We start from the raw sequence: 17,045 nt of genomic DNA, 5'->3' as shown, positions 1-17,045 counted from the left end.
TGAGCTCGTACCGGTGCACCTACGCCAAGATGTGGATCGCCGCCAAGTCCCACTGGAACCTAACCCTGCAAAGCAGCGAGAAGACCGCACTGCAGACCATGCTCAACACCTGCTCGAACTAACCACCCGACCTACCTGCAGCGACGACCTTTGGGGCCAGGTCTGCAGGTTCAGCGAGTTCACTCAGGCATGGTCTTCGCGATCGTCAACCTGAGCACCGCCGACCAGATGGCCAGCGTCGCCAGCTTCGTTCTGGCCGCCATCCTCGCCGGCATGGCGGTCGCCGATCGCCGCGTCGGCCCGCACCCGGACCACTCGGAAAACTGCCGGCCACCGCACCGCCATCGACTCCAGCGCCCAGCGGGCCCGGCGACGATCCAGAGACGGGCGGCTCTTGATGACACAGAGGGGTGCTAGAAGAGCTCGGCTGATCATGTGTTCTGCTGGTTGCCTCCGTGCCGGTGTTTGGCGCGAACCCTTGCTGCTGTCGAAACGCGTACTGCAGGATTTGGCGTTCGACGCCTTGATAGTGCGAGCGTTCGGCGTCAGCGTCCGGCCTCGGTTGCGGCGGCCCGGCACACGCGGCTGACGATCTCCCGCAGCACGACCGGCGGGTCGAGGTCGACGACCACCTGGTGCGGTCCGTCGTCTCGCCGTTGCAGGGTGGTGACTCCGGCGGAGTCCATCCGGATCCAGCCGCGAACGACCGTGAACAAGTCGGGCCGGATCGCCGCCAGGACGGCGATCGGGTCGTGCGGGCTGTCCGGCCGGCCGAGCCAGGCGCGGAATTGGTGGATTTCCGCCGCCAGCAGCTCGCCCAGCGCACCGGACGACCGGATGGCCGCGATCGCGTCGTCGTCGAGGACGACGCGTTCGGTCTGGTCGATCCCGGTGATGAGCACCGGCACACCCGCGTCGAGGACCGCCTGCGCCGCCGCCACGTCGCACTGGATGTTGTGCTCCGGCTCGCCCGAGGCGAAGTCCCCGCCCATGATGACCAGCTGCTCGATGCGGTGCTGCTGGGCTACCGCTTCGGCCACGTTGGTCAGCGGCCCGATCGCGGCGATCGTCGTGCCCGAGCACAGCAGCGCCGTGGCGTCCAGGGTCTCGTCGACCGGCTCCACAGCCAGATCCGGCATCAGTATCCCTTCGTGACCGGCCCACCAGACCGGCCGGCCCGAGCTCGCCTGGCGCGCTCCCGCCGCGATCGGCGGAGCCGGGCGGCGCGCGAGCTGGTATGCCCGGTGCACCATCCGGGCTCGGAGCACCGTGTCGCCGTAGACGGTGGTAACCGCCGTGAGGTCCCACTCGGGAGATCCGAGAAGCATGGCGAGGGCGAGGAGGTCGTCGACGTCGCTGCCGATGTCAGTGTCGACGATGACCTTCATCGGGGTCGGATACGACATCGGAAGACTTTCCTCCATCGAGATGCGGGCCGGCCATGTACGGTCCGGACGTACCACATCTGATGCCGGTCAAAACATGCTTCAGTGGTGCGAGTCGTCCTCCCGCTCTTGCGGGCGTAGCTCCCTCACTGATCGCGGTAGCATCTGCACATCGTCGAAGTGAGGAATGTTAACGGCGGTGGCGTGCCGAAGATCGGCTACCGCTTGAACGTGATCGCGTCAGCCGCCTGTCGCTCCGACCACCCGCCCATCGGCGATGTCGCGTCAACCGGCTGGGAGCCCCGATGGCGGCGGTGGCCGCCGAGCTGCCGCCACGCTCGGCGGCAGATCCGTACGTCCCGCCAGGGTTGAGATCCGGGCTGCGGGTCCCCTGCTGGCGCGCTTGTCGTGGCGGTCTTCAGGCTATCAACAGACGAAGGCCGAGTTCTGCCGCGTCGAGGGCGACGAGGTCGCGGTTGCGCTCGGCCCATCGGCCTGAGGACAGGTCTTCGTGGAGTCTGCCTACTGCCCGCTGCTCGGCTTGCGGTCCGACCCTGGTCCATACCGAGACCGCGCGGCGGACATGTTCATCCAGATAGGCCTCGGGCCGGCGCCAATGCGCCTCGAAGAAGCCGTCAGCGCAGTCCCACGGAATGAGCACCGGCTCCGCGCGGCCTCCGATCGCTCGAGTGAGGTCGGCCAAGGACGGCCAGCCGATGAGAAGGTCGGCGAACTCAGGCAGGTAGTCGCGGGTGAGCCAGAACCGCTCGCGCCAGCCGGTGTTGTCGGCGTCGTAGGTGAACACGACCACGCGGCGGGCCACCCGCTTCATCTCACGCAGCCCGGCGACTGGGTCCGGCCAGTGATGTACGGTGCTAACCGCCATGGCGGCGTCAAACGACCGGTCCTCGAACGGCAGGTTCTCGGCTCCGGCTGCGACGCAGGGCGCGGCATCCGCAGGACGTTGTGCCCGCATGACCGCTGACGGCTCGACCGCCGTGACCTCACGGTCTGGTGGTTCGTAGGAGCCGGTGCCCGCTCCGACGTTCAATACTGTTTGGGCGTCCCCGAGCGCGTCCCAGATGCGCGCGGCGATCCGCGGCTCGGTGCGCCGCGCGGCCGGGTAGGCGGATCCGATGGCGTCGTATAGCTGCGCGCCGAACATTTTCAGTTGCTCCTGCGGGGTTGTCCTAATTCCCATTGCTCGTGCCCGTAGTTCCCTGTCGATGGCCGTCACCATGGCAGCAGCACGGTCACGCTGTTCCAGAAGCAGGCCGCGTGGCCGGCGCAGATGCGCGACCGCGTCGGTGGCCGGCTCGTCAACCAGATCCGCGATCTCCCGCAATCCGAAGCCGAGCCGCCGGTAGGCGAGCACTTCCCGCAGCCGTTCCACGTCGTCCGCGGAATAGGCCCGGTATCCCGCGACGGTCCGCGCCGATGGCTGCAACAGGCCAATGTCGTCGTAGTGATGCAGCGTGCGGATGGTCACGCCGGCCAGCTCGGCCACACGTCCTACGGTCAGGTGCTCCTCCACGCCTCCGACTATGTGGCATGACGCCACGTGAGGGACAAGCGCTTCCCCGACATGATCGAGTTCCGCCCCTCGGCACGAGAGCGCATCAGCGCCTGAGCGACGCTCACTCAGCGTAGCGGTCGTCCGTGGCCGCGCACGCTCGGCGGCAGATCCGCGCATGTGTTGGTCGGCGGGAGTGATCCGGTTGCCGTGTCGGATCGGTCGTCATGCAACCCGGCCCGGTCGCCCTTTGGCATCGGTGGTCGCCGACGTTGGACGACATCGACGCGCCGCTGTTTGATCCTCGCACGACTCGTGGCATGAAGTGCGTCGCGGCGCACGCCAGCGCACATGGCATCCGTTTGCTGGCGGCTGTATCTCTGCTGCGATCGCCTGCAGGCCGGGCCGGCTCTTGCCGGCGCTGTGCTGCGGAGCCCGTTGCGGGGTCGCTACATTGCCAGGAATGCAGACGAAGATCGCGTTCCGGTCCGCGGTGGTGACCGGAGCGGCGAGCGGCATCGGTCGGGCGATGGCGCGGGCACTCGCGGCCGGTGGTACCCGCCTGGTTTTGGCCGACCGCGAGCCCGATGCGCTGAACCGTGTGGGGACAGAGTTGGCCGCAGTCACTGAGGTGACATCTATGGTCGTGGACGTGGCCAGCCCGGACGACAACGGCCGGCTGGCCGCCACGGCGGGCGTGCCGGACCTGGTCTGTTTGAATGCCGGGGTGACCAGTACGCAGGCCGAACCGGTCTGGGCCACATCGCCGCAGGATTGGCAACGGGTGCTCGATGTCAACCTTGGTGGGGTGGTCAACGGCCTGCGTGCCTTCGTACCGATGATGCTTGCTGCTGGCGGCACACGTCACGTGCTGATCACCGCGTCGCTGGCCGGCCTGGCCACCTGGCCCGGCGGTGGCGCATACGCGGCGTCCAAACATGCGGTGGTCGCGGTCGCCGAGCAGGCCGCGTTGTCCCTTGCCGGCACGGAGGTGGCGGTGACGGTCCTGTGCCCGGCACTGGTCCGCACCGGCATGTCCGAAATCGGGCAGGAACCGGCCGTCGTTGCCGCAGCCGCGTTGGACGCCGTCCGAAGTGGCCAGTTTCTGGTTGTCCCGACCGAGTGGACCGACGCGGTACGTGCCCGCGGCGACCGCCTAGCCGGCGGCCTGCCCCCACAACTGCCACAATCCGTCTGATCGAGGCTTCACGGTTAGACCGCGCACTCATTTGGCTACGACCGGACGGATGGGAAAGCCCTGGCCGCCATCCAGCGCCGCGGCATAGCCCAGCGGACGATCGCGCGCGGCAGGTCCACCCGGCCAGCACACAGATCGCCGCCCTGGCCTGGGCCGACCAACGAGCGACTGAGTGACGTAATGGCAGCAGCCCCACCATTCGACAAACCCGAATCCCTCCACCCAACCCACACCAATGATCGGCACCGCCTACCGAACATCTGCGCTCGACATCGACCGGCGCGATCAGGTGCGCGCTCATCGGCTCAGTGTGTCTGCGACGGATGCAGGGACGGTGCTGGTGGATGCTGTGGCTGCGGTTTCGTTCGGCTTGGCGTCGACGCCGATGAACCGCGTCCGAGTTCCGGGGACGGATGATCTACGCTCGGCGGGAGAGCGGTCGACGTGGTCCGGACCCCGCCGCGCACGCCGCGGGCGAACTGCTACGCCGAACGGTTCGTCCGCAGCGTCCGGGCCGAGTGCACCGACCGGGTGCCTCCAACTCGGCCCGCGTGAGCGCGCGGTAGAGCACCGCCTCGACCGACAGGGTCTCCTTTCTCACCACGTCGGCGGCACGGACATCCTCTTCTGCCACCGAGCATGCGCGGGTCGCCCGAAACGCCACTACTGTTCGTAGCCGTTCTGACTGGCCGAACGGGCTGCGTCGCCGAGTTCTGTACGAAGCCACGGACGCGGACAGCATCGTTCCCGATGCGACGGGTGGGCTGCACATGCCGGTCGCGGGCTTCCGCCGGAGGCCGCTGCATAGATGAACAGAACTTCTGGGTGCGGCCGGAGTTCCGCATCAGTGCCGAGTTCCGCGAATTCGACGACGAACAGCTGCGCGCGATCTGGTGCGACGGCCTCGTTGCCGAAGACTAATCTCAGCAGCTCAACGACGTAGCCGCTCGTCGACGTCGGTACAGCGCGGGCCAGGACCGCGAAGCACCGCGCCGGGACCGCTCGCGCGAGCCGGACCCAACCCCCGACGTGGCTGATCCGGCTGATCAACGTGCCGTCGGAACACTCCGCCGTCACCGCATGAGCACAGCCGCTCTACCGCCAACGCAGGTTTGCCCAAGTCACGACACATACCATCAACGCGGTTCGGGTACCGCCCCAACGGATTCACGTTTTCCCAGCTCACATGCCGCTGATGGACCCAATGTGGCCGAATGCGAACCGCATTCCCGCAGCTCAGGGCCAGTTCGTAACCGTCGCACCCATCCGGACCCGGCGGGCGTCAGCATAACGGCAGGAGTCAGAGCCAGCCGTTGTCGCGGGCTTTCGCGGCCGCCTCGGCACGGCTGGCGACGCCCAGTTTCGTGACGATCGCGGTGAGATGGTTGCGAACCGTGCCCGGCGACAGGTTCAGACGCCGGGCCACGACCGTCACCGGGACGTCCGGGCCGGCATATCGGAGCACGTCCAGCTCGCGCTGGGTCAGCGGGCACTCGGGCAGGGTCAGGGCGTCCGCTGCCAGCCCGGGGTCCACGTACCGGCCGCCGGCGTGGACCCGCCGGATCACATCGGCCAGCGCGCCACCCGGGGAGCCCTTGGGCAGGAAGCCCTTGGCGCCGGCAGCGAGCGCTCGCGGCAACTGGGCGGGGCGGCCCCGGCCGGTCAGGATCACCACAGTGCACGACGGCACGGTCCGCTGCAGTTCCGCGGCCACCGCGATGCCGTCCAGCGACGGCATCTGCAGGTCGACCACCGCCACGTCGGGCCGGTGGGCGCGGGCGGCCTCCACCGCCGCATGGCCGTCCGCCGCCTGCGCCACCACTTCCAGGTCAGGTTCCAGATCGAGCAGGGCGGCGACGGCGACGCGGATGAGCTCTTCGTCGTCGGCGAGCAGGATTCTGATCACGGCGACGAGCGTACGACGGCGACGACCATGAACTCACCGTCGCCCGTCCGGGTGCGCAGCGTACCGCCGGCCTCGGCGAGGCGGTCCGCGAGGCCACGCAGACCGTGGCTGTGGGCGTCGGGTGCGGCGCCGGCACGCACGCCGTCGTTGGTCACCGTCATGCGCACCTCGCCGGCGGCGTGCTCGATCGCGATCGCGCACCAGCTGGCCCGGCTGTGCCGCAGCACGTTGGTGGTGGCCTCGCGCAGCACGGCGGACAACACCGCGGCCGCCGGCAGGTCGTCGCTTGGCACGTTGACCGTGCACCGCACGCCGGACGACTGCAGCACCTGCTCGATCGCGGACAGCTGCTCCTTCAGGTCTACCTGCCGGTATCCGTGCACCACCTCCCGGAGCTCGGCCAGCGCCGACGCGGCCAGCCGGCGTACCTCCGCCGCCTCCTGCCCGGCCCGCTCACTGTCCGTCCCGGCCAGCCGCTGCGCCAGCTCCGCCTTCAACGCGATGATCGACAGATTGTGGCCGAGCAGGTCGTGCACGTCCCTGGCGAACCGCAACCGCTCCTCCGCAGCCGCCAGCTGCGCCTGCGCCGCGCGGCCTTGCTCCGCCTGCAGCAGCAGATCCCAGAGCCAGACGTGCAGCGTGTTGATGGCCGCGATGCCCGCGCCGAAACTGGCCACGATGATCAGCGAATCGACCACCGAGCCGGGCGTGACCACCAGCGCGAGCGTGACCGTCACGGCGATGAGCACGGCCGCCCTGACCCTGCCGGTGAGCACCGGCACGTTACCCACGATGCAGGCGGCCAGCCACGACCAGCTCGGCCAGTCGCCACCTACCGGGCCCAACAGCGGCAGCGAGGCGACCGCGGCCACCGCGAACGCCAGGCTCGCGCGTCGCCGGGCCCGGTCGGTGAGCCAGGGCGTGACCAGTGCGTGCAGCACCGCGGCCTGCGCCGCGGAGAAGAGCACGATGCCGAGTGCGCCCAGCGCCGCCCGCGCCGGGTCCGGCTCTCGCCACAACCCGACGGCCGGCAGGAACAACGCCGCCGACGCGTTCATGGCGAGCACGATCAGCGTGACGATGCGTACCCGTTCCAGACGCCGCTGCATGGGGCCGACTGTAGGTGGTTTCCCGTCACGCCTGGACCGGGAAATGTTCAGGAGTCGGCTACGCTCGTTCCGCCCGACAGTGACCGCATGACAACAACAGCCGTCACACCCGCGCCCCGCCCGCTCGTCCGCCACTTCGTCGAGATGCTCATGGCCATGGCCGTCGGCGTGCTGGTGCTGGGTCCGCTCTGGCCGCTGCCCGAGACGCTGGCCGTCCGGGCGGATGTCGCCTCCTTGGTGATGGCGACCAACATGTCCGTCGCGACGGCGGTGTGGATGTGGCATCGCGGCCACAGCAACGCCGCCATCGGCGAGATGATCGCCGCCATGTACGCGCCGTTCCTGGTCTTCCTGGTCCTGTGGTGGACCGGCCTGATCACCGGCGAGATCGTGCTGATCGGCGGTCACGTGCTGATGCTGCCCGCGATGGTCCTGGCGATGCTGCGCCGCATTGCCGAGTATGGGGCCGGCCAGCACATCGACGCCGAACGGCGCGGGGCCGTGGCCCGGGTCCTGGCACGGTGGCCGAGTGTGCTGGGGCTGCTTGCCACTGTGGACAACCTTGTGGACCCGCGGCCGCTGCCGGTTTACGCGATGATGATCCTGCCGATCGGCTACCTCGCGATCGGCGCAATGCGGCGCACGCTGCGGCCGTGGCCGGTCCTGCTGGCACAACTCGGCGCGCTGCTGGGCTATCTCATCCTGCTGGGCGCCGCAGTGGTCGCCGGGCCGCAGTGGGGTCAGTACTTGGTGGGTGTCGGATGGATCTTCCACGCCGGCTGGGATCTGTGGCACCACCGGCGGAACCTGGTGGTCCCTCGGCCGCTCTCCGAATGGTGCGCGGTCGTCGACCTGATCATCGGCATCTCGGTCATCGCGGTTGCCGCGACCATGTGACAATCCCCGCGCGCCGATGCGGCGGCTCGATCTGGAGCGGGACCGTGGACGATCCAGTTCGGCCAGCGCCACCACGCCGACGCTGGCCCCCCAAGCCTTCTTGATCAACGTTGATCTGGTGGTCGCCACGGCCCTCGGCGACGACGGCGTAAGTGATCATTGCGCCACTGGCCATGCCCGGCCCGAGCTGCCAGGTCACGAGTTCACCGAGGCCGTCCCAGCGGGACGGTGTGGCGGTGTGGCGCGTTCGGCGATCATCGCGCAGGCCATGACGGTCTTGCCGGAACCCGGTGGAGCCCCGACGCGCGTCTGGTATCGGAGGAGAGCCGTGGGCTACAAGGAACGACGGGTCAAGATGATCGCGACCCGCGCCGCACCTGGAGCCCGGGGAGCAGATCCAGACGGGGCGCTCAGGTCGTCGGCGGGCCTTCGACGCCGTAGAACCAGTGGTCGCCGGCTGTGGGCACGGGCGGCAGGTCGTTGTGGATCAGGCGATCCATCGCGTCGCCAACTGGGCCGCCACCCACAACCCAAGTCGAGGCCCTGGCAACACGCTCCCCTCACCGAAGTCCAGATGACGGACTCCGGGACTACACGGGGGTGTGGACCGTCCAGTCGATCCGCGGGCGGCTCGGCTAGGCCGATCGCGCACGGTGAGTAGCCGGGATTCCGCTCTTGGTAATCGGTACGGCAGACTCGGTGGTGACACTCGTCAATGTGCCGGGAGGTTCCGCATGCCGTTCTTCGATGTCGTCGATCCGGCGTTCGATTTCACCTCGCCGGAGGTGCGTGCCGCGCAGGCCGCGGACTGGTACGCCGACAGCCCGCTCGGTCTGCTCGTGCTGCGCTACGCCGAGGCGCAGGACCTGCTGCGCGACCGCCGGCTGGACCACGGCGGCGACGGCTATCTGCGGCGCAACGGCATCACCCGCGGGCCGATCTACGACTGGTTCGTACCGATGATCGTCAACCACGACGGTGCCGACCACCGCCGGCTGCGCGGCCTGGTCGGCCGGGCGTTCACGCCCCGCACTATCGACATGCTGCGGCCATTCATCCGGGCGAAGGCCGAGGCGCTGGCCGACGAGATCGCGGCCGCCGGCCAGGCTGAGTTCGTCGACGCGTTCGCCAATCGGCTGCCGCTGGCTGTCATGGGCGAACTGCTCGGTGTGCCCGCCGAGGACTACGACACGTTCAGCGTCTGGACCAGCGACATCGGCATGGTCTTCAGCCTCGCGGCAGGCGGTGACACGGTCGCGCGGGTCGAGCGGGCGATCGCGGGCCTGGACGGCTACGTGGAGGCCCTGATCGACGAGAAGGCGAAGCGCCCGGCCGACGACCTGATCTCCGACATGGTCGCCGTCTGGCGGGCCGAGGGGACGGTCACCCGCGAGGAGCTTCGTAACCTGCTAGTCACGCTGGTGTTCGGCGCGCACGACAACACCCGCCACCAGTTCTCCAACACGATGGTCACTTTCGCTGAGCACCCCGCACAGTGGACGTTGCTGCGCGAACGACCGGGGCTGGCCGAGCAGGCCGTCCGGGAAACGATGCGCTGGCGGCCGTCAGCGGCAAGCGTGTTCCGTCGCGCGGCCGAGGACTTCGAGTTTCGTGGCATGCCCATCGCCGCGGGCACGTTCCTGACCGTGGCCGTGCAGACCGCCCAGCGAGACCCGCGCGCGTATCCCGGCGGCGATGCGTTCGACATCACCGTTGTCCGTGCAGCGCCGCTGCTGCAGTTCGGTGCGGGGCCGCACTACTGTCTTGGCACCGCGCTGGCTCATGCCGAGTTGGGCGAGGCATTGCCGGTCCTCGCCCGCCGGTTCGGCCCGCCGGTCATCGCCGGCGAGGTGACCTGGCGGCCGGCGTTCGGCATCCACGGCCCGAACGAACTCCCGCTGCGTTTCGCGGAGCCGGCCTGACAGCCGGGCGCGCCGGTCAGAAGACGCGGTCCGCAGGCGCGGCGGTCCGGGGCCGCGGCGGGCCTCGCCGTGCTCCGGGCCAGCCCTCAACGGTCGGTGCGCGGCAGGCGCTCAAGGCGCCATGAGCACGGACCGAAGGAGCCCCGACGGGCTACAGCCCCCGTCGACTACCTACAGCGATGAGCCCGCACGCCGCCCTAGCGTTCATCGCGGCGGATCCGGATGGCCCGGCTCGACGCGTAACTCTCGCGACGGCGAACGAAAGGTCAGGTCTGGCGCCAAACACGGAACGTCTGCTGAAGCTGCCACGTGCCATCGGGCTGCTGTGCCTCGTTACGCCAGTGGAATGCGTCGGCCTCGATGTCGGAGAAGGTCCAGCGCAGATCGCCGCCGTCGAGCACGATCTGCTCTGCGATGCCAGATGCCAGGAAGGTGTGTGTCCGACGCCGGCCCGGTCCCACCCACGTCGAGCGCCAGAGCCCCGCACCGGCCTCGGGATCGGGAAACCGCACGCTGACGCCGTGTTCGACGCGTCGACGGCAGCAGCCATCCATACGGGCCACAGCGCGACCATCGACATGCGCGCACCCGAAGCCGTCACTGACGGACTAAAGCGTGACGGCACTCGGTTGCTCGGCGCGCACGGGTCGGCGGCATGAGCGTGCGTGGTCCCGTTACGTTGCGGCGGAACGTCCAGACAGTCGGTAGCGCAACCAGACAAGGCCATCATCGACGATCTCGTGCGCGATCAGGTCGACGTCACCGGCAGGCGGTGGTGCGGCTCCGTGCCAACGGCGAGTGCCCTCAGCACCGGCCAGCAGAGGGTGGATCAGCAGGCTGACTTCGTCAAGAAGGCCGCCGTCGAGCAGGGCGCCGATCAGCGAGCCGCCGCTGTCCACACGTACCACTTCGATGCCTTGCGCGGCGAAGGCGTTCAGTGCTGCCGCTAGGTCAACCCGGTCGGTACCAACGACGATCTCGCGCACCGTCCTGCCCGCCGGACGGGGTGGCGTCGCTTCGGCGTGCAATGCGAGCACATCCGACCAGTGCCCGGCGTTGCGCAGCGCCTCCCATTCACGGACGCGGCCCTGCCCGTCGACGACGGCCAACAGCGGTCCGCTGGCCGCCGGCCCGGGACCAGCGGCTGCGGCCAGCATCTGCTCTTGGGCGAGGATCGTGTCGGACCCGACCAGCGTGACGTTCTCCGACCAGGTCGAACCAAGTCGGTAGAACTGGCCGAGATTCGGCTGAAAGCCATCGGTAGCGCCCTCGATCGACACAGCCACGTGCGCCACGACATACGGCCGGGACGCGGAACTCCACGCACCTGTCGACATGGGCACGAAGGTAACGTGCAGGGCCGACAAAAACAGCGCTACCGCCGACCAAAGCACACTCTTTTCGGCAAGAGTGCGGGCCGGAGTCCGTCAGCGGATGCGTATGCACCGTGACGGGCCTGCCAGCGGCCCGGCGCGCCGGGCGGTTGGCGTCGGACTCCCTCACACGCTGGCGACGGGCTTCCTCGGGAGTACATGCGGGTGCGTGACTACGCCCCGCGGAGTAGGCGTATTGCCCTCCGTCGCCCGATGCGCTGGCGGCGCGGCCGGGGCAACCTGAGGGCACGGTTCGTTCAGACCCGTACGTGACCGTGGCATCGTCCCGGCTGGCACCGCCGGCGCGTGGCGCAGGAGGCACGACATGACGAGATGGACTGCGACAGACGTCCCTGACCAGCATGGGCGCACCGTGATCGTGACCGGCGCCAATAGCGGACTCGGTGTGGAAGTGACCCGCGTGCTGGCCGGAGCCGGCGCAAAGGTGATCATGGCTTGCCGGGACCTGAACAAGGCGCAGGCGGTGGCAGACGCGATCGAGGGAAACACGGAAGTGCGCAGACTCGACTTGGCCGACCTGTCGTCCGTGCGGGCATTCGCCGACGGTCTCGACGGTCAAGTCGACGTGCTCATCAACAACGCGGGAGTCATGGCGGTGCCGAAGGGCACCACGGCGGACGGCTTCGAGGGGCACATCGGTACCAACCACCTCGGGCCGTTCGCGTTGACCGGTCTGCTGATCAACCGCGTGCGCGACCGCGTCGTCACCGTGTCCAGCGGCCTGCACCGGCTCGGCAGGGTCCGCGACGACCTGAACTGGGAGCACCGCCGCTACCAGCGATGGCTGGCCTACGCCCAGTCCAAGCTGGCCAACCTGCTGTTCGCCGATGAACTCCAACGACGACTATCGGCGGCCGGCCGGGGGACCATCTCGGTGGCGGCTCACCCCGGCGTCGCCGGTACCGAGGGGATGCGCCGGGACACGTCGCTGCAGGGCAAGCTCCTTGCCGGCGGACCCGCGCAGACCCCCGAGATGGGCGCGCTGCCCATGCTGTACGCGGCGACCGAGCATCATGTCGTGGGCGGTATCTGCATCGGGCCGGACGGCTTCATGCAGCGAAACGGTTACCCGACGGTGGTTAGCTCTAGCCGCACATCGCGAGACATCACCCTCGCAGGCCAGCTCTGGCAGCGTTCCGAACTCGTCACCGGAGTCCACTACGCCCTCGAACCGTTCGTACGACCCTTCGGAGATTCTCCGGACGGCCGTTTGCGGTAGAGCGTGGCATGTCTGGGAGCCGGTCGTCGAAGAACCCCACCGGCATCATCTTGTCCCAACACGCTGCCGACGGGCGAACTCGTTGCACTGCTGAAGGCCGCCGGCCCAGCCCGAGAGCTAACTTCGAACGATGAGCATCAACTGCTGATTGCCATGACGGCAGCCGCAGTGGCGGCCGCCGCCGGCATCTCCTGGGTCTATCTCGGTGCCCGGCCCGAGGTCGAGGTGCACCAGGTGGACAAGGCGCGCCGGGTGAGGTTCGCGAGTTCTGGACGCTGGAGCGCCTGGCCGACGCGAAGCAGGGTGACCCGATGCCCAAGGTCACCAAGTAGGCCTTCGGCCCTTGTCCCGGAGCCACACCTCCGCGTATTCCCGCAGGTCAAAGGCGTTGCGGGTGATCAGAACGTGTGCGTACCACGGGTGAGTACGGCGATGCCACCGGCCGGTTGGCTCTCGGGGCGCGGCTGGACCAGCTTGAAGCCCTGAGGCCGCGGCACAGTCCTGACTTGAGCCGGCGAAGTCCTCAGGTTCCTGCCGCGGGTGACGATCAGGGCTTCGGTGGACTGTGTATCGCGGTTGATGGGGGTCATTCGTGGAGTTGATGTCTGGCAGCGCACGGTCGGGCGGTACGTCCGGTTTGCTGGGGTTGATCAAGGACCGGTCGGTGATGACGAAGATCCTGGCGGCGGTGTTGCTGGTCGCGGTGATCGGCTCCGGTGTCGCGGTGTTCGCGTTGGTCAAGATGGCGGCGGTCAATCACAGCACCGGTGTGGTGTATGACGACGGTCTGCAGCTGCGGAAGATCGCCGAGATGCGCAACGCGTTCAACCGGACTCGGATCAACGTTCTCGAACACCTTGTGGCCGCCGACGCTGCCGGCAAGGCCACCGCCGAGAAAGCCCTCGCCGATGACGCACGGGCCCTCACCGAGGCGGAGAACGCCTACAAGCAGTTCCCCCTTGGTCCGGTCCATGTCGAGGCGCTGGCCAGATTCGACAAGGCGTGGCAGGAGTTTCAGCGCATCCTCAACGATCGGTTACTGCCGTTGAGCCACACCGGCAAGGGGGCCGAGATCGCCGCGATCCGCAAGGCCGAGACCCTGCCCCTGATCGGGGATATGCGCGAGGCGATGGACACCCTCGTCGAGCAGACCGTGGTCGAGGCGGACGAGGAGAAGGCCGCCGCGCACGACGACTACGCCGGCGCCCGGACCGTGGTCGTGGTGCTGATCATCATGGGTCTCGTGGTGGGTGTAGCGGCGGCGGTCGGTATCGCACGGCTGATCACCCGGCCGTTGGCGCGCTGCGTGGCGGTCCTCGAACAGGTCCGCGGCGGTGATCTGACCGGATGTACCGAACTGACCGGCCGTGACGAGGTCGCCCGGCTAGCTCAGGCCCTCGATGCCTCGACCGAGGCGATCGCCGGGATGGTCCGCAAGGTCGGCGACAACGCCCAGCACGTCGCGGCGGCTTCCGAGGAACTGTCCAGCGTCTCCGTGCAGATGTCCGCGAGTGCCGAACAGACCTCCGCGCAGGCCGGCAGCGTCGCCGGCGCGGCGGGTGAGGTCTCCCGCAACGTGCAGACCGTGGCCGCGGGCTCGGAGGAGATGGGCGCGTCGATCCGGGAGATCGCCGGAAACGCCAGCGAGGCGGCCAGCGTCTCCGCCGGTGCCGCGCAGACCGCCACCCGCACCAACGAGATCGTCACGCGGCTCGGCCAGTCGTCGACCGAGATCGGCAGCGTCGTGAAGCTGATCACCTCGATCGCCGAGCAGACCAACCTGCTCGCGCTCAACGCCACGATCGAGGCGGCCCGGGCCGGTGAAGCCGGTAAGGGCTTCGCCGTGGTCGCCACCGAGGTCAAGGACCTGGCCCAGGAGACCGCCAAGGCCACCGAGGACATCTCCCGCCGGATCGCGACGATCCAGGACGAGACCGGGCAGGCCGTGGCCGCGATCGCCGAGATCACCGCGGTCACCTCGCGGATCAACGACTACACCTCGACCATCGCCGCGGCCGTCGAGGAGCAGACCGCCACCACCAGCGAGATGTCCCGCAACGTCAGCGACGCCGCCACCGGCGCCGGCGACATCGCCGCCACCATCGACGGCGTCGCCCAAGCCGCGAACTCCACCGCCGCCGGCGCCACCCAGACCCAGGCCACCGCACAGGACCTGGCCAGGATGGCCACCGAGCTCCAGTCGACCGTAGCGGCCTACCGGGTCTGACACCGCCCGTCAGGCCATCACCACCGCGGTCGGCGCGACCGTCCCCTCAGCCTACTACCGGTCTCTGCGGGCGGCCGCCGCCCTGTACCGCTCGAAAACGCGGTTTGGGCTACGCTGCCTGCGAATATTCGCTGATCAGTCCGTTGAGGATCTTCCGGCGGCGGACCCGGGCCGAGGCGAGGTCGACGACGGCTGGCCCGGTGTCCGCGGCGCTGGGTGGGCGCTGACGACGGCTTTGGTGAGGCCGATGCTCGTTGTAGTGCTCGACGAACTCGCCCAGGACGGCCAGCAGGTGCCTCGGGCTGTAGATCAGCATCCGGTCCAGACACTCCCGGCGGACCGTGCGCACCCACCGTTCCGCATACGGGTTCGCCCGCGGCGCTCGCGGTGGACTGCGCAGGACCTCGATGCCTTCGCCGGTGAACACCTCGTCAAACACACTGGTGTACTTGGTGTCCCGGTCGCGGATCAGGAACCGGAACTGCCCGGCCCGCTCGCTCCCCCAGGTCCAGCATCAAGTTGCGGGCCTGCTGAGCCACTCACTGTCCGCTCGGATGGGTCGTCACGCCGAGGATGTACACGCGGCGGGTGCCGATCTCCATCAGGAACAGCACGTAGATGCGGGTCAACCCAATCGTGTCGACGTGCAGAAAATCGCAGGCCAGCATCCCCTCGGCCTGTGCTCTCAGGAATTGCGTCCAGGTCGGCCCGGTGCGCCGCGGCGCCGGATCCACCCCGGCCTTGGTCAGGATGGACCACACGGTGCCGGCCGCCACCCGGTAACCCAGGCCGACCAACTCGCCCTGGATCCGGCGATGGCCCCAGCTCGGATTCTCTTTCGCCAGGCGCAACACCAGCGCCCGAATCTCAGCCTGGACCGGCGGGCGACCCGGCCGGCGCCGGGATAGGTCCATTTGCGGGCGATCAGGTTGCGGTGCCAGCGCAGCAGGGTGGCTGGAATGACCAGGAACGTGGCCCACCGCGGGCGGGGCAGCAGCCGGGACAACGCCGAGAGAACCGCCCGGTCGTTCGGTTCCAGATCAAGACGTTTGACCTGACGGCGCAGCACCGCGAGCTGGTGGCGAAGGACCAGGATCTCGACTTCCTTCGCCCGCTCGCCCGCAGGCCTGTCACGATCAACTGCAGCACCTGACGTAGGACCAGGTAACCGAACGACACGACCATGCCGGTCAGCCTGCCTCCTGAGCAGCGATCGGCAACGTACAGAACCGCAGGTCAACCCTTGAAACCCATTTTCGAGCGGTACAGGCCGGCTGGTTCACCGAGGGCGTGCCGGTACCGCAGATCGCAGCGCGGTTGGGGGTGTCACCGACCGCGGTGTACGGCTGGAAGCAACGATGGCGGCCGGTGGTGAACGACCGCGCCCTGGCCCAACAGATCACCGAACGGAACACCCGCTGGATGCGGGCCGTGAGGGCGCGCTGAGGCCGCCGTTGCCGTAACTGGTTCCCCACGACCGCGTCAGCTGCCCTCTGGTGAGCCGTCACCGACGATCGCGCCGCCTTCGGGTGTGTCCGTGAGGTAGACGTGCTGGTGCCCGTTGCCGGCGTCGATGTTGATCTGGTCGAGCTGGGTGGCCGCCACCGACCAGTCGGTGACCGCGAGCAGCCGCTGGCGCGAGGCCACCACCAGCAGCGGCGCCTGTTGGCCGGCCGGCAGCGCGCGGGCGGCGGCGAAGGTATCGAGCGCGATCGACAGTTGGCTGACCGCGTTGCGCAAGCCGTTGCGCGCGATGTTGGTGGCGGTGCTGCCCGACGGGGTGGCCTTGTGCCGCTCCACCTGCTGCGCCATGATCTGTTTCCATTGGGTCAGCTGCTTGTCGGTGACCGGTTGGGTGGCTGCAGCGCTGGTGTCCGTGGCCGGCAGTCCGGACCGCAGGCCGGCCACCACTGGCTTGATCTGTTCCGAAGTGCTGCGAGCCAGCGCGGTCAGCTCGACGATCTGGGTGGCGTCCCGCTTGGCCTCGTCCGCGCGCAGCGAGGCGATCGCCGCGTCGGTGGCGCTGGGGCTGGCCACCTGCACCCCGATGAACAGGCCCACCGCCGCCGCCACCAGCAGCGCGATGGCCGCGCTAAGCACCCCACCGGGCACCTGGCCGGCCGCAGCGGCCCTGGGGGTCGGCCTGTCCCACGATGGCTTGCCGGTCTTGCGCGACATCTCATCAGGTTACGACTTCTATCGATTGGCGTCCATGTGCCATCTGTACGTACCAAAGTTCGGGCGAGAGCAACAAAAGTGGTTCGGCCGCAACGAT

Annotated in this window: 17 protein-coding genes; 7 read left to right on the top strand and 10 right to left on the bottom strand. The window is 68.8% G+C overall.

Going from position 1 to position 17,045, the window contains the following annotated elements:
- Nucleotides 1-183: 183 nt before the first annotated feature.
- The 3 genes from ACZ6TI_RS47150 to ACZ6TI_RS47140 form a co-directional block, all read right to left on the bottom strand.
- Nucleotides 184-435, bottom strand: a complete 252-nt coding sequence (locus ACZ6TI_RS47150; RefSeq protein WP_465351849.1) for a hypothetical protein — start codon at nucleotides 433-435, stop codon at nucleotides 184-186.
- Nucleotides 436-545: 110 nt separating this feature from the next.
- The gene (locus ACZ6TI_RS47145) at nucleotides 546-1,406 is read right to left on the bottom strand and encodes a nucleoside hydrolase (RefSeq protein ID WP_465351848.1); all 861 of its coding nucleotides are present in this window, start codon (nucleotides 1,404-1,406) and stop codon (nucleotides 546-548) included.
- 397 nt (nucleotides 1,407-1,803) lie between these two features.
- On the bottom strand, nucleotides 1,804-2,919 hold the full coding sequence (locus tag ACZ6TI_RS47140) for a MerR family transcriptional regulator (RefSeq protein WP_465351847.1): 1,116 nt from the start codon (nucleotides 2,917-2,919) through the stop codon (nucleotides 1,804-1,806).
- 442 nt (nucleotides 2,920-3,361) lie between these two features.
- Between ACZ6TI_RS47140 and ACZ6TI_RS47135 the strand changes: the two genes are divergently transcribed.
- Entirely contained in the window at nucleotides 3,362-4,096 is a 735-nt protein-coding gene (locus ACZ6TI_RS47135; protein WP_465351846.1) for an SDR family NAD(P)-dependent oxidoreductase, read from the top strand.
- Between the two features lie 1,300 nt (nucleotides 4,097-5,396).
- On the opposite strand, the gene ACZ6TI_RS47130 is transcribed toward ACZ6TI_RS47135, so the two are convergent.
- Together ACZ6TI_RS47130 and ACZ6TI_RS47125 are read right to left on the bottom strand one after the other, a co-directional pair.
- On the bottom strand, nucleotides 5,397-6,002 hold the full coding sequence (locus ACZ6TI_RS47130) for a response regulator transcription factor (protein ID WP_465351845.1): 606 nt from the start codon (nucleotides 6,000-6,002) through the stop codon (nucleotides 5,397-5,399).
- On the bottom strand, nucleotides 5,999-7,111 hold the full coding sequence (locus ACZ6TI_RS47125) for a sensor histidine kinase (protein ID WP_465351844.1): 1,113 nt from the start codon (nucleotides 7,109-7,111) through the stop codon (nucleotides 5,999-6,001). The genes ACZ6TI_RS47130 and ACZ6TI_RS47125 overlap by 4 nt, the downstream gene beginning before the upstream one ends.
- 87 nt (nucleotides 7,112-7,198) lie before the next feature.
- Between ACZ6TI_RS47125 and ACZ6TI_RS47120 the strand changes: the two genes are divergently transcribed.
- Both ACZ6TI_RS47120 and ACZ6TI_RS47115 read left to right on the top strand, forming a co-directional pair.
- On the top strand, nucleotides 7,199-8,008 hold the full coding sequence (locus tag ACZ6TI_RS47120; RefSeq protein ID WP_465351843.1) for a hypothetical protein: 810 nt from the start codon (nucleotides 7,199-7,201) through the stop codon (nucleotides 8,006-8,008).
- Nucleotides 8,009-8,742: 734 nt separating this feature from the next.
- A complete protein-coding gene (locus tag ACZ6TI_RS47115) occupies nucleotides 8,743-9,930 on the top strand; it encodes a cytochrome P450 (RefSeq protein ID WP_465351842.1) in 1,188 nt (395 codons plus the stop codon).
- Between the two features lie 266 nt (nucleotides 9,931-10,196).
- On the opposite strand, the gene ACZ6TI_RS47110 is transcribed toward ACZ6TI_RS47115, so the two are convergent.
- Entirely contained in the window at nucleotides 10,197-10,493 is a 297-nt protein-coding gene (locus ACZ6TI_RS47110; RefSeq protein WP_465351841.1) for a hypothetical protein, read from the bottom strand.
- 111 nt (nucleotides 10,494-10,604) lie between these two features.
- A complete protein-coding gene (locus tag ACZ6TI_RS47105) occupies nucleotides 10,605-11,216 on the bottom strand; it encodes a dihydrofolate reductase family protein (protein WP_465351840.1) in 612 nt (203 codons plus the stop codon).
- A gap of 412 nt (nucleotides 11,217-11,628) precedes the next feature.
- On the opposite strand from ACZ6TI_RS47105, the gene ACZ6TI_RS47100 reads away from it, so the two are divergent.
- Nucleotides 11,629-12,543: an oxidoreductase gene (locus ACZ6TI_RS47100; protein ID WP_465351839.1), complete on the top strand. Its 915-nt coding sequence runs from the start codon at nucleotides 11,629-11,631 to the stop codon at nucleotides 12,541-12,543.
- Nucleotides 12,544-13,210: 667 nt separating this feature from the next.
- The gene (locus tag ACZ6TI_RS47095) at nucleotides 13,211-14,770 is read left to right on the top strand and encodes a methyl-accepting chemotaxis protein (protein WP_465351838.1); all 1,560 of its coding nucleotides are present in this window, start codon (nucleotides 13,211-13,213) and stop codon (nucleotides 14,768-14,770) included.
- 109 nt (nucleotides 14,771-14,879) lie between these two features.
- Here the strand turns inward: ACZ6TI_RS47095 and ACZ6TI_RS47090 are convergent, their stop codons facing one another.
- Nucleotides 14,880-15,209, bottom strand: coding sequence for an integrase core domain-containing protein (locus ACZ6TI_RS47090; protein ID WP_465351837.1), 330 nt, complete (start codon nucleotides 15,207-15,209; stop codon nucleotides 14,880-14,882).
- A gap of 100 nt (nucleotides 15,210-15,309) precedes the next feature.
- Nucleotides 15,310-15,624: a hypothetical protein gene (locus ACZ6TI_RS47085; RefSeq protein ID WP_465351836.1), complete on the bottom strand. Its 315-nt coding sequence runs from the start codon at nucleotides 15,622-15,624 to the stop codon at nucleotides 15,310-15,312.
- An 80-nt stretch (nucleotides 15,625-15,704) separates the two neighbouring features.
- Between ACZ6TI_RS47085 and ACZ6TI_RS47080 the strand changes: the two genes are divergently transcribed.
- Nucleotides 15,705-15,923 carry a hypothetical protein gene (locus ACZ6TI_RS47080; RefSeq protein ID WP_465351835.1) on the top strand — a complete coding sequence of 73 codons (219 nt, stop codon included), beginning with the start codon at nucleotides 15,705-15,707 and terminating at the stop codon, nucleotides 15,921-15,923.
- Nucleotides 15,924-16,060: 137 nt separating this feature from the next.
- Nucleotides 16,061-16,216: a helix-turn-helix domain-containing protein gene (locus tag ACZ6TI_RS47075; protein WP_465351834.1), complete on the top strand. Its 156-nt coding sequence runs from the start codon at nucleotides 16,061-16,063 to the stop codon at nucleotides 16,214-16,216.
- Between the two features lie 36 nt (nucleotides 16,217-16,252).
- On the opposite strand, the gene ACZ6TI_RS47070 is transcribed toward ACZ6TI_RS47075, so the two are convergent.
- Nucleotides 16,253-16,948 carry a hypothetical protein gene (locus ACZ6TI_RS47070; RefSeq protein WP_465351833.1) on the bottom strand — a complete coding sequence of 232 codons (696 nt, stop codon included), beginning with the start codon at nucleotides 16,946-16,948 and terminating at the stop codon, nucleotides 16,253-16,255.
- Nucleotides 16,949-17,045: the final 97 nt, after the last annotated feature.

It is taken from the genome of Actinoplanes sp. NPDC051388 (genome assembly GCF_055586225.1).
Note: the sequence above shows the minus strand (reverse complement) of the source record. Positions and strands in the feature narration are given on the sequence as shown.